Annotated in this window: 18 protein-coding genes; 6 read left to right on the top strand and 12 right to left on the bottom strand. The window is 70.1% G+C overall.

From position 1 onward, the window contains the following. Window positions 1–2: 2 nt before the first annotated feature. Entirely contained in the window at window positions 3–1196 is a 1194-nt protein-coding gene (locus ASG30_RS22385; RefSeq protein ID WP_156385407.1) for a hypothetical protein, read from the top strand. Window positions 1197–1278: 82 nt separating this feature from the next. Here ASG30_RS22385 and ASG30_RS03505 read toward each other — a convergent pair whose 3' ends face one another. Then, window positions 1279–2292, bottom strand: a complete 1014-nt coding sequence (locus tag ASG30_RS03505) for an LLM class flavin-dependent oxidoreductase (RefSeq protein ID WP_235579730.1) — start codon at window positions 2290–2292, stop codon at window positions 1279–1281. Window positions 2293–2347: 55 nt separating this feature from the next. Between ASG30_RS03505 and ASG30_RS03510 the strand changes: the two genes are divergently transcribed. Continuing rightward, complete coding sequence (locus tag ASG30_RS03510) at window positions 2348–3682, top strand: NAD(P)/FAD-dependent oxidoreductase (RefSeq protein ID WP_055892702.1); 1335 nt, start codon at window positions 2348–2350, stop codon at window positions 3680–3682. Window positions 3683–3739: 57 nt separating this feature from the next. Here ASG30_RS03510 and ASG30_RS03515 read toward each other — a convergent pair whose 3' ends face one another. The 7 genes from ASG30_RS03515 to ASG30_RS03545 all read right to left on the bottom strand — a co-directional run bounded on the left by ASG30_RS03515 (window position 3740) and on the right by ASG30_RS03545 (window position 9592). Next, window positions 3740–4183 carry a hypothetical protein gene (locus ASG30_RS03515; RefSeq protein ID WP_055892706.1) on the bottom strand — a complete coding sequence of 148 codons (444 nt, stop codon included), beginning with the start codon at window positions 4181–4183 and terminating at the stop codon, window positions 3740–3742. An 8-nt stretch (window positions 4184–4191) separates the two neighbouring features. Next, the gene (locus tag ASG30_RS03520; protein WP_055892709.1) at window positions 4192–5031 is read right to left on the bottom strand and encodes a TIGR02587 family membrane protein; all 840 of its coding nucleotides are present in this window, start codon (window positions 5029–5031) and stop codon (window positions 4192–4194) included. Between the two features lie 138 nt (window positions 5032–5169). Beyond that, window positions 5170–6282 carry a mandelate racemase/muconate lactonizing enzyme family protein gene (locus tag ASG30_RS03525; RefSeq protein ID WP_055892712.1) on the bottom strand — a complete coding sequence of 371 codons (1113 nt, stop codon included), beginning with the start codon at window positions 6280–6282 and terminating at the stop codon, window positions 5170–5172. A gap of 140 nt (window positions 6283–6422) precedes the next feature. Further along, window positions 6423–7316, bottom strand: coding sequence for an NAD(P)/FAD-dependent oxidoreductase (locus tag ASG30_RS03530; RefSeq protein WP_055892715.1), 894 nt, complete (start codon window positions 7314–7316; stop codon window positions 6423–6425). 4 nt (window positions 7317–7320) lie between these two features. Continuing rightward, window positions 7321–7797, bottom strand: a complete 477-nt coding sequence (locus ASG30_RS03535) for a DUF2269 family protein (RefSeq protein WP_055892718.1) — start codon at window positions 7795–7797, stop codon at window positions 7321–7323. 4 nt (window positions 7798–7801) lie between these two features. Further along, a complete protein-coding gene (locus ASG30_RS03540) occupies window positions 7802–9094 on the bottom strand; it encodes an SDR family oxidoreductase (protein WP_055892721.1) in 1293 nt (430 codons plus the stop codon). Window positions 9095–9184: 90 nt separating this feature from the next. Then, window positions 9185–9592, bottom strand: coding sequence for a DUF2231 domain-containing protein (locus ASG30_RS03545; RefSeq protein WP_055892724.1), 408 nt, complete (start codon window positions 9590–9592; stop codon window positions 9185–9187). A 148-nt stretch (window positions 9593–9740) separates the two neighbouring features. On the opposite strand from ASG30_RS03545, the gene ASG30_RS03550 reads away from it, so the two are divergent. Beyond that, window positions 9741–9920 (top strand): DUF3606 domain-containing protein, encoded by a 180-nt coding sequence (locus ASG30_RS03550; protein ID WP_055892727.1) that lies wholly within the window; start codon window positions 9741–9743, stop codon window positions 9918–9920. Window positions 9921–9934: 14 nt separating this feature from the next. On the opposite strand, the gene ASG30_RS03555 is transcribed toward ASG30_RS03550, so the two are convergent. After that, window positions 9935–11635, bottom strand: coding sequence for a long-chain fatty acid--CoA ligase (locus ASG30_RS03555; RefSeq protein ID WP_055892730.1), 1701 nt, complete (start codon window positions 11633–11635; stop codon window positions 9935–9937). Window positions 11636–11756: 121 nt separating this feature from the next. Between ASG30_RS03555 and ASG30_RS03560 the strand changes: the two genes are divergently transcribed. Both ASG30_RS03560 and ASG30_RS03565 read left to right on the top strand, forming a co-directional pair. Next, entirely contained in the window at window positions 11757–12722 is a 966-nt protein-coding gene (locus tag ASG30_RS03560; protein WP_055892733.1) for a Bug family tripartite tricarboxylate transporter substrate binding protein, read from the top strand. Window positions 12723–12732: 10 nt separating this feature from the next. Further along, window positions 12733–13701, top strand: coding sequence for a glycerophosphodiester phosphodiesterase (locus ASG30_RS03565; RefSeq protein ID WP_055892736.1), 969 nt, complete (start codon window positions 12733–12735; stop codon window positions 13699–13701). On the opposite strand, the gene ASG30_RS03570 is transcribed toward ASG30_RS03565, so the two are convergent. Genes ASG30_RS03570 through ASG30_RS03580 form a run of 3 tightly spaced genes read right to left on the bottom strand, consistent with a single transcriptional unit; the run spans window position 13694 to window position 15797 of the window. Continuing rightward, window positions 13694–14113, bottom strand: a complete 420-nt coding sequence (locus ASG30_RS03570; protein WP_055892738.1) for an acyl-CoA thioesterase — start codon at window positions 14111–14113, stop codon at window positions 13694–13696. The genes ASG30_RS03565 and ASG30_RS03570 overlap by 8 nt on opposite strands. Then, window positions 14110–15018, bottom strand: a complete 909-nt coding sequence (locus tag ASG30_RS03575) for a DMT family transporter (RefSeq protein WP_055892741.1) — start codon at window positions 15016–15018, stop codon at window positions 14110–14112. The genes ASG30_RS03570 and ASG30_RS03575 overlap by 4 nt, the downstream gene beginning before the upstream one ends. Continuing rightward, window positions 15015–15797, bottom strand: coding sequence for an SDR family oxidoreductase (locus tag ASG30_RS03580; RefSeq protein ID WP_055892743.1), 783 nt, complete (start codon window positions 15795–15797; stop codon window positions 15015–15017). The genes ASG30_RS03575 and ASG30_RS03580 overlap by 4 nt, the downstream gene beginning before the upstream one ends. A gap of 136 nt (window positions 15798–15933) precedes the next feature. On the opposite strand from ASG30_RS03580, the gene ASG30_RS03585 reads away from it, so the two are divergent. Then, the gene (locus ASG30_RS03585; RefSeq protein WP_055892746.1) at window positions 15934–17616 is read left to right on the top strand and encodes an electron transfer flavoprotein-ubiquinone oxidoreductase; all 1683 of its coding nucleotides are present in this window, start codon (window positions 15934–15936) and stop codon (window positions 17614–17616) included. Window positions 17617–17648 lie beyond the last annotated feature (32 nt).

Consider the following 17648-nt stretch of genomic DNA (forward strand, 5'->3'; position numbering starts at 1 on the left):
CCATGGGATTTCGTGTCAGTTCGCGCGTACGGCTCTCGGGAGTCGCTTTTCTTATGGCGATGGCCACCGGATGCGGTGGCGGTGGTGCCGGAAGCGAGCCTGCGGCACCACCGATAGCACCTGCGCCGCCTCCTGCATCTCAACTGCTCGATTGGGACGTCCACCCGGCCGCTTCCGCCGTGCTCGGTCAGACGGGGTTCGACAACGTCGGCCAAGGGAATTTGAGATTCGTCGAAGGAAACGTGGCTGCGAGCGCCGACGGTCGGCTATTCGTGGCCGCCAATGGCGACGTGAAGGCATTTGCCAGCTATGCCGAAGGCGCTGCGACATCCCAGTTCGCGATTCCAATCATCGAATCGCGAAATGTTTCTCTGCGCGGGAACAAAATGGTGATTGTGGCAAGGGATCAGGTTCTCATCTACAACACTGCACCGACCAGTCTTGATGGGTTCGACCTGGACCCCGACTTCATATCCAGTGGCATCAGCGGCTGTGCCGCCGATGCGATGAACATGCCGCACGAGGCCCTCCTAACTCCCTTCGGGCACCTGATCGTTGCGGATGGGGGAAACAACAGGGTTCTGATCTGGAATCCTGAACAGCTCTCCAACGGACAGATTTCCGAGGCGAGCATCGTGGTCGGCCAGCCGGACAAGGAGAGTTGTCTGCCGAACAATGGCGGTGGGACCGAAAGCCTAAGCGAGTTCACCTTGAGTCGCCCGCGTGGCGTGTGGTCGGATGGCAGTCGATTGATAGTGGCGGATGAGGGGAACAACCGGGTCCTGATCTGGAACCAGATTCCAACTGAGGATTTCCAGCCGGCGAATCATGTGGTCGGCCAGATCGATTTCGGCTCCAGCGCGCCCAATCGTGACGGATCGCCTTCCGCCCTAACGTTGTCGGCACCCAAGTCTGTGGACGTGAGCGAAGGTGGGCAAATGGCAGTAGCGGACTCAGACAATCACCGGATACTGGTGTGGGATGCCGTTCCCTCTTCGAACGTTCCGGCGAACCACGTGTTGGGGCAAAGGGATTTCATTCGCAATGTCGAGAACGATTCCGATCAGGCGGGCGGCCCGGACGTACCAAGTGCTCGTACCCTCAACGGCCCCACCGGCGCCCGATTCCACGGTAGAAATCTGATCGTGGTCGACAGCAACAACAATCGCGTCCTGGTGTTTCCTGCCTCCAACTAGAAACACCGTGGCGACTGAAAGCGGCCGGCGCTCCCGGCCGCTTTTCATTTCAGAAGGCAGCGTCGAATGCCACTCTCGCGCCTCAGAATCCGACCAGCCCGAACGCCTCCGCCAGCAACTCATACGACCTTCGCTGCGCCGCCGGATCCCAGGTCCACGTCACGACAACGATCTCGTCCAGCGACAGCTCCTCCGCCAGCGCCAACAACCGCCCGCGCACCGTAGAAGCACTCCCAACGATGGCGCGACGCCGAAGCTGCTCCGCCTCGGCCCGCTCGGGCGCCGTGTACTCGCGAGAAGCCTGCTCCGGCGGCAGCAGCGGACCGAACCGTCCGGTGCGCCGGTCCACCCGTGCCCGCTCTCGGCTCTTGAACTGGTGCCAGGCCTCCTCGTCGGTCTCCGCCACCAGGGCGGCCAGGCAGACCGTCGCCTGCGGGCGGTCGATCAGCCCCGGGCGGAAGGCGGACCGGTACAGGTCGAGCGCCGAATCGCAGCCCTCGCCGTCGGTGATGAAGTGCGCGAAGGCGTACGGCATGCCCAGGTGCGCCGCGAGCTGCGCGCCATAGCCCGAGCTGCCCAGCATCCACAGCTGCGGCGCCGTGTCGTGCATGGGCAGCGCCGAGATGCCGTGGCCGGGATGGCCCGGGGGCAGTTCCTCGCCGCGCACCCAGGCCTGGAGCTCCATCACCTGCTGCGGGAAGTTGGCGGACGACTGCAGGTCGGGATTGAGCAGCGCCGCCGTGCGCTGGTCGCTGCCCGGCGCGCGGCCCACGCCCAGGTCGATGCGGCCCGGCGCCAGCGCGTCCAGCACGCGGAACTGCTCCGCCACCTTGAACGGCGAGTAGTGCGGCAGCATCACGCCCGCGCTGCCGATGCGGATGCGCTGCGTGCGCGCCGCCACGGCCGCCATCAGCACCTCGGGCGCGGTGCCCACCAGCGTGGGCAGCGCATGGTGCTCGCTCAGCCAGAAGCGGTGGTAGCCGAGCGACTCGCACAGTTCGGCCAGGGCCACGGTGTGGCGGATCGATTCGTCGTGCGGGCGGCCGGCCCGGGCCACCGACTGGTCGAGCACGGAAAGGCGCAACTTCGAAGTCATGGGGAAAGCTTCGCACACCCGTCGCGGACGTGCCCCGGCCCCGGATAATTCCCGCATGGCTCCTCCGTCCGCTCCTTCCGCGCGACCGCGCGTCGTCATCATCGGCTGCGGCTTCGGCGGCCTGGAGGCGGCCAGGGCCCTCCACGCCGCGCCGGTGGACATCACGCTGGTGGACCGCACCAACCACCACCTGTTCCAGCCCCTGCTCTACCAGGTGGCGACCGCCGGGCTGGCCGCGCCCGCCATTGCCGCGCCGGTGCGGCACCTGTTCCGCAAGCAGGCCAACGTGACGACGCTGCTGGGCGAGGTGGTGCGCATCGACGCCGCCGAACGCATCGTCCGCTTCAAGGACGAGACCGCCCTGCCCTACGACCACCTGATCGTCGCGGCCGGCGCCACCCACAGCTACTTCGGCAACAACCAGTGGTCCGCGCACGCCCCCGGCCTCAAGACCCTGGACGACGCCTTCGAGATCCGCCGCAGGGTGCTGCTCGCCTTCGAGAGCGCCGAGAAGGAGACCGATCCGGCGCGCCGCGACGGCTGGATGAACTTCGTCGTCATCGGCGGCGGGCCCACCGGCGTGGAGATGGCCGGGACGCTGGCCGAGATCGCGCGGCACACCCTGCCCGGGGAGTTCCGCCGCATCGACCCGGCCAGCGCCAAGGTGATCCTGGTGGAAGGCAGCCCGCGCGTGCTGCAGGCCATGCCCGACGACCTGAGCCAGCGCGCCGCCGAGCAGTTGCAGCGCCTGGGCGTGGAAGTGCGCACCGACTCCCGCGTGACCGCCATCGACTCGCACGGCCTGCAGGTCCATCCGGCGCAGGGCGAGCCCTACCGCATCGACAGCCGCTGCATCATCTGGGCCGCCGGCGTGGCGGCCTCGCCGCTGGGGCGCGAGGTGGCCCAGGCCACCGGCGTCGCCCTGGACCGCGCCGGGCGCGTGGTGGTCGAGCCCGACCTGGGCGTGCCCGGCCACCCGGAGATCAGCGTGGTGGGCGACCTCGCGGCGGCCCGCAGCCATGTGCCGGGCCGCGAGCCGCAGCCGGTGCCCGGCGTGTCACCCGCGGCCAAGCAGATGGGCCGCACCGCCGCCGCCAACCTGCTCGCCCGGCTCGAAGGGCGCACGACGCAGGCCTTCCGCTACCGCGACTACGGCAACCTCGCCACCATCGGCCGCAATGCCGGCGTGGTGGACCTCACCACGCCCCTGGGCCGGCTCAAGTTCAGCGGCTACCCGGCCTGGCTGTTCTGGCTGTTCGCCCACATCTATTTCCTGATCGGCTTTCGCAACCGGATCGTGGTGCTGTTCGACTGGGCCTCGGCCTACTGGAGCCACCAGCGGTACGCGCGGGTGGTGACGGACATCGAACCGGCGGCGGTGGACGGTTAGGCGTCGGGGGAAGCCCTCACCCCAGCCCTCTCCCAGAGGGAGAGGGAGCAAGAAGGCTCACGGTTCGCGATAGCTCTCCACCGACACCTCCAGCACCAGCCCCCGCGGATCCTCGTGGAAGAACACCCCGGCCTTGCGGCTGGACCTTGCCGGCACGTGGTCGAACTCCACCTCGGCCTCTTCCACCACGCTGTCCCCACGCCGCAGCCGCGCCTTCACGCGCAGCGCGGCCGCGCCCGCGGCGCCCACGTTCTCCACCTGCAGCGTGACGTGGTGCCGCTCGCCCTGGCGCTCGATCGCGCCCACGTGCACCACCGGATGCACCGTGCCTCCGCGCTCGTCGATCGCCAGCCAGGCCAGGCAGGCCAGCGTGGCCAGCACCACGACCAGGCCGATCGCCGCGGCGATCCACTCGGACAGCGGCGTGGCGTTCTCGCCCTCGCCCTCGTCCTCGCGCCGCTCGTCCTGCGCGCGGGATCTGCCGGTGGCGGGTGCACCCATGTCGGTCCTCAGAGGATCAGGCGGGCGGCCGCCGCCCCGACCGCCGCCGGGAACGCGAGCACCGCCACCGTGGAAAGCGCCACCGGCACCGACGATCCGTCGAGCCGCCCGAAGGTCCAGAGCAGGAAGGCCGAGAGCGCCAGCGCGATGGCGTAGCCCACCACGGTGAAGCGCAGGAAGACGCTCCAGGCCGGCGCCTTGTGGTGGTCCGGGGGCTGGCCGCGGAAGTCCGCGCTGTACACGAAGGCGTGCATCACCACCAGCGTCGCGACCGCGAGCAGCAGCACCTGCGCGCCGCCCAGCCGCAGCGCGATGATCAGGATCTCCTCGGTCGGCGCGACGTTGAAGGCCAGGAACAGCGCGCCCACGGCCATGATGAACAGCTCGCTGAAATAGCCTTCGCGGCCGCCGCGCACCTGCGCCTGCGCCTCGGACTGGCCGAGCTGGCTTTGCGACAGCAGCGCGCCGATGCTGGCGGGCACCGCCTGCAGCGACACCTTGCCGAGGATCTCGCGCAGGCCCTCGCCCGGGCCCAGCGCGCCGAGCAGCAGCAGCACCAGCAGCGACGCGACGAAGCCCACCAGGTACGCCACCAGTGCATCGAGCATGTCGTCCACCAGGCTGAACGTGGGCTCGAAGCCCACGTGCCAGGACAGCGCCACCAGGAAGGGGAAGAACAGCGCGATCAGCAGCGCCAGCCGCACGGCGCTCATGTGGAAGGCCAGCCACCACATTTCCATCGTCATGAGCAGCGGGACGCCGAAGATGACGGCGCCCGCGAACGCGCGCGTCAGGCCCTGGGCGAAGGCCAGGTTGGCTCGGCGGTCGGCGACGATGCGGGACTCCACGGTCGAGCCATGATGCCGCCGCGCGCGTGCGGCCATCGAGGACAAACGCCCGAGTTGGTGTCGGAAAGACGCTGCGGTTTGCGCGCCGTGCGTGCCCTCACCCCAACCCTCTCCCAGAGGGAGAGGGAGCAAAGACCGTCAGGAAACGGGCTTGCTGAAGCGTTCGATGGCCTGGGCCGTCGGCGTGGTGCCCGCGCCCGGCACCTGCGGCAGGCGGAAGTGGCCGTCGACGACCTCGGCCGGATCGGTGAAACAGTCCTTGATCCAGGGGATGTACTCCAGCACGCCAACCGCCGGGTGGGCATAGCTCAGGTGCACGTGGACCTGGCTCATGTCGCCCGCATGCGGCGCCACCGGCAGGCGGTGCGAATGGGCGGTCTCGCACACGCGCAGCACTTCGGTGAGTCCGCCCATGCGCGTGACGTCGGGCTGCACCCAGTGGATCGCGCCCTGGTGGAAGAACTCGCTGAAGGCGTCCTGCGTGTAGAGCTGCTCGCCCAGGGCCACCGGGATGCGGGTGGCGCGCGCCAGTTCGGCGTGGCCGCGCACGTCGTCGTGCCAGAGCGGCTCCTCGAACCAGAAGACGTCGAAGGGCTCGGCGCCGCGGCAAAAGCGCAGGCAGGTGGCCAGGTCCCACTTGCCGTTGCCGTCCACCGCCAGCGTCACGTCCGGTCCGATGGCCTGGCGCACGGCCTCCAGGCGGCGCAGGTCGCGCTCGACGGTGGAGCCCACCTTGATCTTGATGCCGGTGAAGCCCTCCTGCACCGCGCGGCGGGCGCCGGCCACCAGCTTGTCGTCGGCGATGCTCAGCCAGCCGATGTCGGTGTTGTACGCGCGGACCTTGTCGCGCACCTGGCCGCCCAGCAGCTTCCACAGCGGCACCTTGGCCGCCTTGGCCTTGAGGTCCCAGATCGCGACGTCGATGGCCGCCTGCGCCAGCGTGGTGATGCCGGCGCGGCCGATCCACTGCAGCGCCGGATTGCGCGCGAGCTTGAGCCACAGGCGCTGCACGTCGTTCGCGTCCTCGCCCTGCAGCAGCGGTGCATGGCAGGTGGCGATGCAGCGGGCGACCAGCTGGTCGCTGGGCAAGTGGGCGTGGGTGCCGGTGAAGCCGTAGCCCGAGAGCCCGTCGTCGGTGTCGATGCGCGCACCCACCACGCCCCAGTGGGTGATGGTGTGGGTGCTGTCGGCGATCTGCGAGCCGGTGACGGGGACGTGGAGGATGAAGGGCTGGACGGATTCGATCTTCATGGGGGTCTGGTCTCCTGGGTTTGTTCTTCGTGCATCCGTCATTCCCGCGAAGGCGGGAACTTCCCGAAGTCCGCTGAAGGCGGACGCTCTGGATTCCCGCCTCCGCGGGAATGACGGGACAGGGGGCGGGAACGACGAAACTAGAGCGAATTGTGGATCGCCGTCGCCGCGATGGCCGCGTGCCCGTAGGCCACGCTGATCTGGTTCAGCCCCGCGGCCACGTCGCCGGCGGCGTACAGGCCCGGCACCGTGGTCTGCAAGCGCTCGTCCACCCGCAGCTGCCCGTCCTCCTCGGCCTCCGCCCCCAAAGCCAGCGCCAGCTCCGACGCATGCGCCAGCCCGAGCGCGGGATAGAGCACGTCGAACGTGAGCCGGCACCCGTCGGCCATCTCCACCACCACGCCCTGCCCCGGCTCGCAGTGGATGTGCAGAGGCATCTGGTCGGCGATCAGCACGCCGCGCTCGCGCAGGCGCGCGAGTTCTCGGGGCGGCACGTCCTGCTGAGACCCCATGGCCAGCCACGTGACCTGGTTGTCGAAGCCCGCGACGAACAGCGACTCGCGCAGCCCATGCACTTCCTTGCCGAGCACGGCGACGCGCTGGCGCTGCGTCTCGAAGCCGTCGCACACCGGGCAGTAACGCACGTTGCCCGCCGCCAGTCCCGGCTCCAGGCCGGGCAGCTCGGGTTCCACGTCGCGCGCGCCGGTCGCCAGCAGCAGCTTGCGGGCGCGCAGCACGCGGCCCTCCAGCTGGACCTCGAAAGCACCGTCGCGCCCGCCCAATCCTTGCACGCAGCCCTGCACCACCGGCACCTCGTAGCGCGCCGCGTGCGCGCGCAGGCGCTGCAGCAGCTCGGGGCCCTCGATGCCCTCGGGGAACCCGGGCACGTTGCGCGAACGCGGGATCCAGTTCAGGCGGCTGCGGCCCGCGTCCACCACCACCAGCCGGCGCCGGTAGCGCGCCAGGTACACCGCGGCGGTCAGGCCGGCCGCACCGCCGCCCACGATGAGGCAATCGACCCGCTCGGCCGTCATCGGCTCAGTCCGCCCCGGGCAGCCGCTTGGCCACCATCAGCCAGAAGATCACCAGGAAGGCGAGGAAGGCGACCACCCCCAGCCCCGCCCACGCGCCGAACAGCCGCCAGTACGCGATCGACAGCGGCCGGCCCGCGGCCGCGCAGCGCCGCGCCTCGTCGCGCATCAGGTACTGCAGCCACAGCACCGGCAGCCAGCAGACGATGGCCAGGGCGTACAGGCCCACCGACCAGGCCAGCCACGGCAGGTTCCACGCCAGGCCGGCGCTGCGCACCAGCAGCCAGCCGGTGAGCGGCTGCAGCACGGCGGTGGTCGCGGTGAACAGCCAGTCGGCGACCACCACGAAGCCGCTGACGGCGGCGACGGTGCGCGCATCGCGGGCCAGCGTCGCCACCAGCAGGTAGAACGCCGATCCGATGCCCGTGCCGAAAAGCAGGGTGGACGAGAGGATGTGCAGCCATTTGAGGGTGACGTAGTCCATCGCTTCAACGCCGCCGCGGCTCCAGCGCCCACAGCAGCACGATGACCCCCATGATGGGCAGGTTCTTGCTGATCGGCCCGTAGGGATGGAGCCAGAACTCGGGCAGGAAAACCGTCACCAGCAGCGTGTAGCCCGCCACCACCGCCAGCTGCACCGGCCACACCCACCAGCGCCAGCGCGGCGGCGCCCACAGCGTCAGCATGCCCAGCGCCAGGTCCAGCAGGCCGGCCCCATACAGCGCCAGGGTGGCCCAGGCGCCGTGCAGGCCGACGTCCGCCAGCAGCTCGCGGCTCTCCTCCACCGGGTAGAGGCCGAACGAGACCAGCGCCGACCACAGCCACAGGAAAGCCAGCGACAGCCTCAGCAGCGGCAAGGTCCAGCCCAGGGCGGCGCCGGCGCGCAGGGCGGGCGCTAGCCGGGGCGGCACGAAGGCCGAGGGATCGCGCGGCCGGCGCGAGAGCAGCCGGGTGAAGTCTTCGGCCGGCGCCGCGTTGCCCGCCAGCAGCATGGCCGCGGTGTCGGCGTCCAGCGGGCTGCCCGGCACCTGCCCCGCGACCCGGGCCCCGGCGCGAAAGAGGGCCTGCGGCATCGGCAGCATCCACTGCTCGCGACCCAGTCCGAGCTGCTGGCGCAGGCCCGCCAGGTAGACCCGCAGCGTGATCGGCTGCGGGCCGACGAAGGCCAGCGTGGTCACGGTGGGCGGCGGGTCGTCCAGCAGCGCGACCACGCCGTCGACCACGTCCTCCAGGTGGACCGGCTGCACCGGCATCGCGCCGCCGTCCGGCAGCATCAGCAGCGGCGCCGTCGCCATGCCGAGGAACAGCGCGCTGCTGGCCCCCTCGGGCGAGAACACCAGCGAAGGCTGCACGACCGCGCCGCGCAGCGGCAGCGCGCGCAGCACTTCGTCGGCCGCGCGCTTGCTCACGTGGTAGGCCGTGCTGGCGCGGGCGTCGGCGCCCAGTGCCGAGATCTGGACCACGCAGCGCACGCCTTCGGTGGCGCAGGCCAGGAAGAGCTCGGCGGGCGCCCGGTGGTGCAACGCGTCGAACGACTGGCCGGGCGATTCGCGCAGGATGCCCACGGCATTCACCACCGCGTCGATGCCCTCCAGGTGCGGCCGCCACCAGTCGGCGTCGGGCATGGCCGAGAGGTCGGCCTGCAGCGCGCGCGCCTGCGGGCCGAGCTGCAGCCGGGACGGATCGCGCACCGCGCAGACCACCTCGTGGCCCCGCTGGAGCAGCGCGTGGGCGATGGCACCGCCGATCAGGCCGGTGGCGCCGGTGAGGAGGATTCGCATCGCCCGGGATGATGGGGCAACGCGGCACGGCTGTGGGGCGCAAGCGGTTGCATGGGCGCGGTGTGCTGCCTGCGGTCGCGCTGGCGCCGGTCAGTGGGCGCCGGCCGGGCTGTCGTGCCGCGACGACCGCTGGCTGCCGAGCCAGGCCAGCAGGAGCGCCAGCGCGCCGCCCATCAGCGACAACGCCAGCGCCGGGCCGGGCACCCGCGCCTCGGGCTCGCGCAGCAGCCAGCTGGCGGCGAACAGCAGCAGCACCAGCGCATGGCCCAGCCCCAGGCGCGCGGCCAGGCGACGCGCTCGCGTGCCGGGGCGCACGTGGCGCCACGCCAGCCACCCGAGCGGCGCGACCAGCAGCCCCCCGGCCAGGCCGGCGGCGAGCATCCAGTAGGCCGCGACATTGAAGGCGCCCGTGCCGGTGGCCAGGTCGACCAGGTCGAGAAGGGCCGAAGTGCCCAGCAGTCCCAGGGGAAGGAAGGCCGGATGGGGGGCCGCGCTCATGGGCTTGCTCCGTGTGGTGGCCTGCGCGAGGCGGCAAGCCGCATGCCCACGTACCGCCACTTTCCTGCGCTCCTCGACGGGTGTTGCCTACAAAAGAGGCACGGCGCCGGCGCTACGTTGGAAGCCTCCAGAAACTCGGGAGACCGAAATGGCTGACGACAAGAGCAAGTCCAGCGGACAGGACCGCGAGCGCATCAACGTGAACCAGGACTACGAGCTGCGCGACTGGGCCAAGAGCATGAACACCACGCCCGAGCGCGTGAAGGAAGCCGTGCAGGCCGTGGGCGACCGTGCGGAGAAGGTGCGCGAGTACCTGAAGAACAAGTAGCGGCGCCCGCGCCGCTAGCCGCGCCCCTCCGCCTCCTGCAGCGTGCGCCACATCACCTTGCCGCTGCCGCTGCGGGGCAGCGCGTCGGCGAACTGCACGATGCGCGGCACCTTGTAGACGGCCATGTTGGCGCGGCACCAGTCGATGATGTCCTGCTCGCTGACCTGTCCTTTGTGCGAGGCGCGCAGCACGACCACGGCCTTGACCGTCTCGCCGCGGTACTCGTCGCGCGCCGAGATCACGCAGGCCTCCTGGATGGCCGGGTGGCGGAACATCAGCGCCTCCACCTCGGCCGGCCACACCTTGAAGCCGCTGGCGTTGATCATCCGCTTGAGCCGGTCGGTGAGGAAGAAGTAGCCCTCCTCGTCCATGCGCCCCAGGTCGCCGGAGCGGAAGAACCGCTTGCCGTCGATCTCGATGAAGGCCGCGGCCGTGGCGTCGGGCCGCTTCCAGTAGCCGTTGAACACCATGGGCCCATGGATGACGATCTCGCCCTGCTCCCCGGGCGGCAGCTCGCGCAGCGTCTCCGGATCGATCACGCGCGAATCGCAGCTCATGAACGGAATGCCCAGGCACTGCTGCTTGGGCGCGTCGTGCGGGTTGGTGTGCGAAGGCGCCGCCGTCTCGGTGAGGCCGTAGCCCTCGACGTACTGCAGGTTGAACAGCTCCAGCAGCCGCTGCGCCACCGCCTGCGGCATCGCCGCGCCGCCGCCGCCGATGTAGACCAGGCTGGACAGGTCGTACTGCTCGAAATTCGGGCTGCCCAGCAGGTCGATCACCATGGTGGGGATGTTGGTCCAGGTGGTGACCTTCCAGCCGGAGATCAGGCGTCCGGCCAGCTCGCGGTCCCAGCGCGGCATCACGACGAGCGTGGCGCCGACATAGATGGACGAATGCATCACGCTCACCATGCCGGTGATGTGGAACATCGGCACCACCAGCAGCGTGACGTTCTCGGCCGTGGCATTGGCCCAGGCCGCGCTGGCTGCCGCGTTGTGCATCAGGCTGCGGTGCGGGTGCATGCAGCCCTTGGGCAGGCCGGTGGTGCCGCTGGTGTAGGGCAGCACGGCCAGGTCGTCCGGGCCCACCTCCATCGGCGGCAGCGGCAGCGCGTTGTCCAGCGCCTCGTGCCAGTCCATCACGCTGCCGCCGGCCAGCTGCGGCAGCGGGTGGCGCGCGAGCAGCCAGTCGCGCCAGGCGGCCTGCGGCGCGTTGGCGGCATCGAAGGCATCGGTGTACTGGGTGACGACCAGGTGCCGCAGGCGCTGCCCGGGCGGCAGCTGCGCGTCGGCCTGCGCCATGTCGGCGGCGACGTCGCCGGCCACGATCGCCACCTTCGCGTCGGGATCGACGATGTAGTGCCGCAGCTCCTCGGCCCGGTTCATCGGGTTGACCGGCACCACCACCGCGTTGGCGCGCAGGATGGCGAAGTGGGCCACGATCAGCTGCGGGCAGTTCTGCATGTCCAGCACCACGCGGTCGCCCTTGCGCACGCCCATCGCGTGCAGCCGCGCCGCCAGTCGCTCGGCCATCGCCACCAGCTCGGGATAACGCAGGACGCGGTCGAAGAACACCACGGCCGGCTTGGCCGGATAGCGGCGGGCGCTGATGGCCAGGTTGTCCCAGAGCGAGGTCTGCGGCGGCGTGAGCGAATACGGCAGTCGGCGCGGCCACACCTTGTGGTGCGGGCGCTGCGTTTGGTGCGAAGCGGGCATGGCGGACAGACTACGTCGCGCGCCACGCCCGGGCATCGGGGCAAGCCCCGAGCGCGTCGCCTGCGGGACGGCGGCTGCGCGGTCCTATGATCGGCCGCACCTCCTCCTTGGGATCCCCACGATGCGCAAGCCCTTCCGCCTCGCCGCCCTGCTGCTGGCCGCCGCCGCCAGCTTCACCGCGCACGCCGCCTTCCCCGAGAAGCCGATCCGCGTGGTGATCGGCTTCCCCGCCGGCGGTCCGCTCGACCAGCATGCGCGGCTGCTGAGCGAGCGCCTGCAGGCGGTGCTGGGCCAGCCCGTGATCATCGACTACAAGGCCGGGGCCGGCGGCACGGTGGGCGCGCAGGAGCTGATGAAGGCGCCCGCCGACGGCTACACGCTGATGCTGGCCAACACCGGCGTGATGGTGATCAACCCCGCGCTTTACACGAAGCTGCCCTACCAGACCACGCGCGACTTCACGCCGATCGCGCGCACGGCCATGCAGCCGCTCGCGCTGCTGGTCAATCCCAAGCTCCCGGTCAACTCGCTCAAGGAGTTCATGGACTACACGCGGGCCCGGCCCGGCCAGGTGAACTACGGCTCGGCCGGCAACGGCGGCATCAGCCACCTGGTGCCCGAGATGTTCAAGAGCGCCACCGGCCTCTTCATGGTCCACATCCCCTACCGCGGCAGCGCGCCGGCCTTCACCGACCTGATGGCCGGCCAGGTGCAGTTCATGGCCGAGTCCATCCCGCAGGCGGCGGCGTACCACAAGCAGGGCAAGGTGAAGGCGCTGGCCGTCACCAGCCGCGAACGCAATCCCGCCCTGCCCGAGATCCCGACCGTCATGGAGTCCGGGCTGAAGGACTTCGAGGTGGTGGGCTTCTACGGCTTCCTGGCGCCGGCCGGACTGCCCGCCGACGTGAAGGCCAAGCTGAGCGACGCCTTCCGGCAGGTGATGGCCAATCCGGAGATCCGCAACCGCATGGTGGCGCAGGGCGCGGACCCGGCTTTCCTGGGCGCGGACGACTTCGCGAAGTACCTGGCCGCGGAGATGCCGCGCTGGGCCGAGGCGGTGAAGAAGTCCGGTGCCCGGATGGACTGAGGACCGCCCCATGCGAATCCGACACCTGCTGGGGGCCCTGCTCGCCGTCGCCTACGTCCTGCCCTTCGCCGCCCTCGCCTTCGACCTGCAGGGCCATCGCGGCGCGCGCGGCCTGCTCCCGGAGAACACGCTGCCGGCCTTCGAGCGCGCCCTGCGCATCGGCGTGACCACGCTGGAGATGGACGCCGCGATCACCGCCGACGGCGTGGTGGTGGTCTCGCACGACCCGGTGCTCAACCCCGACCTGGTGCGCGGCCCCGACGGCCAGTGGGTCACGCAGCCGCTGGTGATCCGCCAGCTGACCCACGCGCAGCTGCAGGCCTACGACGTCGGCCGCATCCGCCCGGGCAGCAACTACGCGCGCACCTTCGCGCAGCAGCAACCGCTCGACGGCACGCGCATGCCGACGCTGGCCTCGGTGTTCGAACTGGTGAAGAAGCTGGGCGCCGACAAGGTGCAGTTCGACATCGAGACCAAGATGGACCTGCGCAACCCGGACAACACGCTGCCGCCGCAGCCCTTCGTGGAAGCGCTGCTGAAGGTGATCCGCGAGGCCGGCGTGGAGGACCGCGTGATGGTCCAGAGCTTCGACTGGCGCACGCTGCAGGTTCTGCGCACGGCGGCCCCCAAGATGCGGACGGTCTACCTGACGACACAGACCCAGCGGGGCAGCAACCTCGATTCGCCGGTCGCCACCGCCGGCTTCACGCTGGCCGAGCACGGCAGCGTGCCCGGCATGGTCAAGGCCGCCGGCGGCCACGTGTGGTCGCCCAACTTCCCGGCGCTCACGGCCGAAGGCGTGAAGCTGGGGCAGTCGCTGGGCCTGAAGGTGATCCCCTGGACGGTGAACGAGGAAGCCGACATCGAGCGCATGCTCGCGCTGGGCGTGGACGGCATCATCTCCGACTACCCCGACCGCGTGCGCGCCGTGATGCAGCGGCGCGGGATGCCGTTGCCGCCGCCACTGGACGTCAAGTGAGGTGCTTGCGGAACCAGTCCGGAAGGGGCACCGACTTCTGCGCCGGAAAGTCCACCCAGACGGTGGTGGCGCCGCCCGACGCGTAGACCACGCCGCGGTCGTCGGTGCGCTCGATGGTGGCCCAGGTCTCGAAGGAACTGCGGCCCGGGTCGCTGGCGTACATCTTCAGGTGGATGTCGCCGGGAAATTCCAGCTGCTTGTGGAAGTTGCAGAAGGCGTTGACCACCAGCGGCCCGGTGCCGCGCGGGTCGGGCACGCAGTCGAGCGAGCGGAACCAGTCGATGCGCAGCGTCTCCAGGTAGCGGAAGTAGACCGTGTTGTTGACGTGGCCCATCGCGTCCATGTCGCCCCAGCGCAGGGGCATGTCCATCTCGTAGACGAGCTTCTTGTCCTTGGGCAGTTCCAGTTTCATCGGTGCGCCTTGATCGAGGCCAGGATGCCCAGCGTGAACAGCACGCAGGCAGTGAGCTGGGCGGGGCTCGGCCACTGCCCGTCCCAGGCGAAAGAATAGAGCAGCGCGAACAGCGTCTCGCTCACGATGAGCTGGCCGCACAGGCTGGCCGACAGGCGCCGGCTGGCGATGTTCCAGAGGATGGTGGCCAGCCAGGCCGAGCCGAAGCCCGTGGCCACGGCCAGCGCGAGGAACATGCCGCGGTCGGGCTGCGCCAGCAGGGTTGGCGCGGGCGATCCGGCCACCGCCCACAGCGCCAGCGCGCCCAGGCCGGTCGCCACGCCCAGCCAGTTGGCCCATTCGGTGGCCTGCACCTGCGGATGCTTCTTGAGCCAGGCCGAGTTGACCAGCGCGAAGGCGGTCCAGCAGACCAGCGACGCCACGGCGTAGACGACGCCGCGGGCGAAGTCGCTCGACGCGCCGGCGGCGCCCGCGCCATGGGGCGTGCCCACCATCAGGGCCAGGCCCGCCGCAGTGAGCGCCAGCCCGGGCAGCAGCGCGCCCCACTTCAGGTGGCCGGGCTTGCCCAGCAGCATCACCCAGATCGGGATGGTGCCGATCACCAGCGTGGGCACTTCGGTGCCGGCGTCGCGGATCGCCAGCACCAGCAGCAGGTAGTAGCCGGTGAAGCCCAGCAGGCTCATGCCCGCCGCGGCCAGGGCCTGCGGGACGGTGGGGAGCGCGCGGCGGCGCAGGCTCCAGAGCATGAGCAGGGCCGCCACCGCGCCGTAGGCCAGGAAGCGGCCGGCCGTGAGGTCCACCGCCGAGTAGCCGTGCACCATGCGCGGCGCGACGAACACCAGGCCCCAGAGCGCACCCGCGCCCAGGCCGGCGGCGACGCCGGCCAGCGTGCGCCCGCCGCTCAAATGCCGAAGCCGTCGTCGGCGGCGATCACCGCGCCATTGATGAAGTGGCTCTGGCTGCTGGCCAGCAGGACGACCAGCGCGTCCAGGTCCTCGGGGCTGCCCACGCGCTTGCGCGGCAGCATGTTGATCAGCTTCTGGCCCTGCTCGGTGGACCAGTGGTGGTGGTTGATCTCGGTGTCGATGTAGCCCGGGCAGACGGCATTGACGTTGATTTCGAAGCGGCCCCACTCCAGGGCCAGCGCCTTGGTCATCTGGATCACCGCGGCCTTGCTCATGGCGTAGACGCCGATCTGCGGCAGCACGCGCAGCCCCGCCATCGACGCGATGTTGATGATGCGCCCGCCGGTGAAGGTTCCCGGTGCCGCGCCCTTGGCGCGCGCCAGCATGCGCTTGCCCACCTCCTGCGCCACGAAGAAGGAGCCCTTGACGTTGGTGTCGAAGATGAAGTCGAACTCCTCCTCGCCCACCTCCTGGATGCGCTGGGTGGTGCTCACGCCCGAGTTGTTGACCAGGATGTCGATGGAGCCCACCTCGGTCTCGGCATGCGCGACCGCGGCCTTGATGCTGGAAAGGTCGGTGACGTCCAGCGCGACCACGTGGGCATCGCCGCCCTCGCCCTCGATCTGCGCGCGCAGGTCCTTGAGCTTCTCGATGCGGCGCGCGGCCAGCACCACGGCCGCGCCAGCGCGCGACAGCGTGCGTGCGAACTGGGCGCCCAGGCCGCTGGAAGCACCGGTCACGAAGGCGACGCGGCCGGAAAGGTCGATGCTGTAGCTCACGAGGAATCTCCTGCAGGCAAACATGGAAGGCCGGACGCGACGGCCCCGCTGCCGCAGAGGCGCGCAATAGAATTGCTGTCCCGCCGAACGCCGGCCGAAGGCCGCGCGCACGCCCGAAGTTTATCGAGCACTGACCATGACAAGAGAAGAAATCCTGGCCCAGCACGGCCCTCGCGAAGCGATGGAATACGACGTGGTCGTCGTCGGGGCCGGTCCGGCGGGGCTGGCGACCGCCATCCGCCTGAAGCAGCTCGCGGCCGACCACGACCGCGAGGTCTCGGTGGTGGTGCTGGAGAAGGGCTCGGAGCCCGGCGCGCACATCCTCTCGGGCGCCATCATCGATCCGCGTGCGCTCAACGAGCTCATCCCCGACTGGAAGGCCAAGGGCGCGCCGCTCAACGTGCCGGTCACCGAGGACATCTTCCTGTTCCTGTCCGAGCGCGGCGCAACGCGCACGCCCAACTTCCTCCTGCCGGACAACTTCGGCAACCACGGCAACTACATCGCCAGCCTCGCCAACGTCACGCGCTGGCTCGCGCAGCAGGCCGAAGGCCTGGGCGTGGAGATCTTCCCCGGCTTCCCGGCGGCCGAAGTGCTCTACAACGAGGACGGCTCGGTCAAGGGCGTGGCCACCGCCGACATGGGCATCGGCAAGGACGGCCAGCCGACCGAGAACTTCCAGCTCGGCATGGAGCTGCACGCCAAGTACACCGTGTTCGCCGAGGGCTCGCGCGGCCACCTGGGCCGCCAGCTGATCAGCCGCTTCAAGCTGGACGACGGGCGCGATCCGCAGAGCTACAGCATCGGCATCAAGGAGGTGTGGGAGATCGATCCCGCGCGCCATACGCCCGGCCTGGCCTTGCACAGCGCGGGCTGGCCGCTCGACGAGATGACGTACGGGGGCTCCTTCCTGTACCACATGGAGAATCACCAGGTCGCCATCGGTTTCGTGGTCGGCCTGGACTACACCAACCCGTACCTGTCGCCGTACGAGGAGTTCCAGCGCTTCAAGACGCACCCCAACATCCGCTGGTACTTCGAGGGGAAGGGGGCCAAGCGCCTGGCCTATGGCGCGCGCGCGCTCACCGTGGGCGGGCTGCTGTCGCTGCCCAAGACGGTGTTCCCCGGCGGCGCGCTGGTGGGCTGCGACGCGGGCTACCTCAATGCCTCGCGCATCAAGGGCAGCCATGCGGCGATCAAGTCCGGCATGCTGGCCGCCGAAGCGGCCTTCCTGGCCCTGGGCGAAGGCCGGCAGCACGACGAGCTCACCGCCTATCCGAAGGCCTTCGAGAAGTCCTGGCTGCACGCCGAGCTGAACAAGGCGCGCAACTTCAAGCAGTGGTTCAAGAAGGGCCGCACGGTCGCCACCGTGATGACGGGCGTCGAGCAGTTCCTGCTGCGCGGCCGCATGCCCTGGACGCTGCACCGCAAGAAGCCCGACCACCTGTCGCTCAGGCCGGCCAGCGAGTGCAAGCCGATCGCCTATCCCAAGCCGGACGGCAGGCTCACCTTCGACCGGCTCTCCTCGGTGTTCATCTCCAACACCAACCACGAAGAGAACCAGCCGCCGCACCTGACGCTCAAGGACGCGTCGGTGCCGGTGAACGTCAACCTGCACAAGTTCGCCGGCCCCGAGAGCCGCTACTGCCCCGCAGGCGTGTACGAGTTCGTGCAGGACGAGGCCGGCGGCGGCGAGCGCCTGCAGATCAATGCGCAGAACTGCGTGCACTGCAAGACCTGCGACATCAAGGACCCGACCCAGAACATCGTGTGGGTCGTGCCCGAGGGCGGCGGCGGGCCCAACTACACCAACATGTGAGGCGCGCCGCGAGGGGCGTACGTAGAACTCCC

The sequence above is a fragment of the Ramlibacter sp. Leaf400 genome, assembly GCF_001424545.1.
Classification (GTDB): Bacteria; Pseudomonadota; Gammaproteobacteria; order Burkholderiales; family Burkholderiaceae_C; genus Ramlibacter.

Bases quoted from the DNA above. Each gene is read 5' to 3' on its own strand.
- ASG30_RS22385 (WP_156385407.1), top strand. From the start codon at position 3: ATGGGATTTCGTGTCAGTTCGCGCGTACGGCTCTCGGGAGTCGCTTTT.
- ASG30_RS03505 (WP_235579730.1), bottom strand. From the start codon at position 2,292: ATGACTTCGAAGTTGCGCCTTTCCGTGCTCGACCAGTCGGTGGCCCGG.
- ASG30_RS03510 (WP_055892702.1), top strand. From the start codon at position 2,348: ATGGCTCCTCCGTCCGCTCCTTCCGCGCGACCGCGCGTCGTCATCATC.
- ASG30_RS03515 (WP_055892706.1), bottom strand. From the start codon at position 4,183: ATGGGTGCACCCGCCACCGGCAGATCCCGCGCGCAGGACGAGCGGCGC.
- ASG30_RS03525 (WP_055892712.1), bottom strand. From the start codon at position 6,282: ATGAAGATCGAATCCGTCCAGCCCTTCATCCTCCACGTCCCCGTCACC.
- ASG30_RS03530 (WP_055892715.1), bottom strand. From the start codon at position 7,316: ATGACGGCCGAGCGGGTCGATTGCCTCATCGTGGGCGGCGGTGCGGCC.
- ASG30_RS03535 (WP_055892718.1), bottom strand. From the start codon at position 7,797: ATGGACTACGTCACCCTCAAATGGCTGCACATCCTCTCGTCCACCCTG.
- ASG30_RS03540 (WP_055892721.1), bottom strand. From the start codon at position 9,094: ATGCGAATCCTCCTCACCGGCGCCACCGGCCTGATCGGCGGTGCCATC.
- ASG30_RS03545 (WP_055892724.1), bottom strand. From the start codon at position 9,592: ATGAGCGCGGCCCCCCATCCGGCCTTCCTTCCCCTGGGACTGCTGGGC.
- ASG30_RS03550 (WP_055892727.1), top strand. From the start codon at position 9,741: ATGGCTGACGACAAGAGCAAGTCCAGCGGACAGGACCGCGAGCGCATC.
- ASG30_RS03555 (WP_055892730.1), bottom strand. From the start codon at position 11,635: ATGCCCGCTTCGCACCAAACGCAGCGCCCGCACCACAAGGTGTGGCCG.
- ASG30_RS03560 (WP_055892733.1), top strand. From the start codon at position 11,757: ATGCGCAAGCCCTTCCGCCTCGCCGCCCTGCTGCTGGCCGCCGCCGCC.
- ASG30_RS03565 (WP_055892736.1), top strand. From the start codon at position 12,733: ATGCGAATCCGACACCTGCTGGGGGCCCTGCTCGCCGTCGCCTACGTC.
- ASG30_RS03570 (WP_055892738.1), bottom strand. From the start codon at position 14,113: ATGAAACTGGAACTGCCCAAGGACAAGAAGCTCGTCTACGAGATGGAC.
- ASG30_RS03585 (WP_055892746.1), top strand. From the start codon at position 15,934: ATGACAAGAGAAGAAATCCTGGCCCAGCACGGCCCTCGCGAAGCGATG.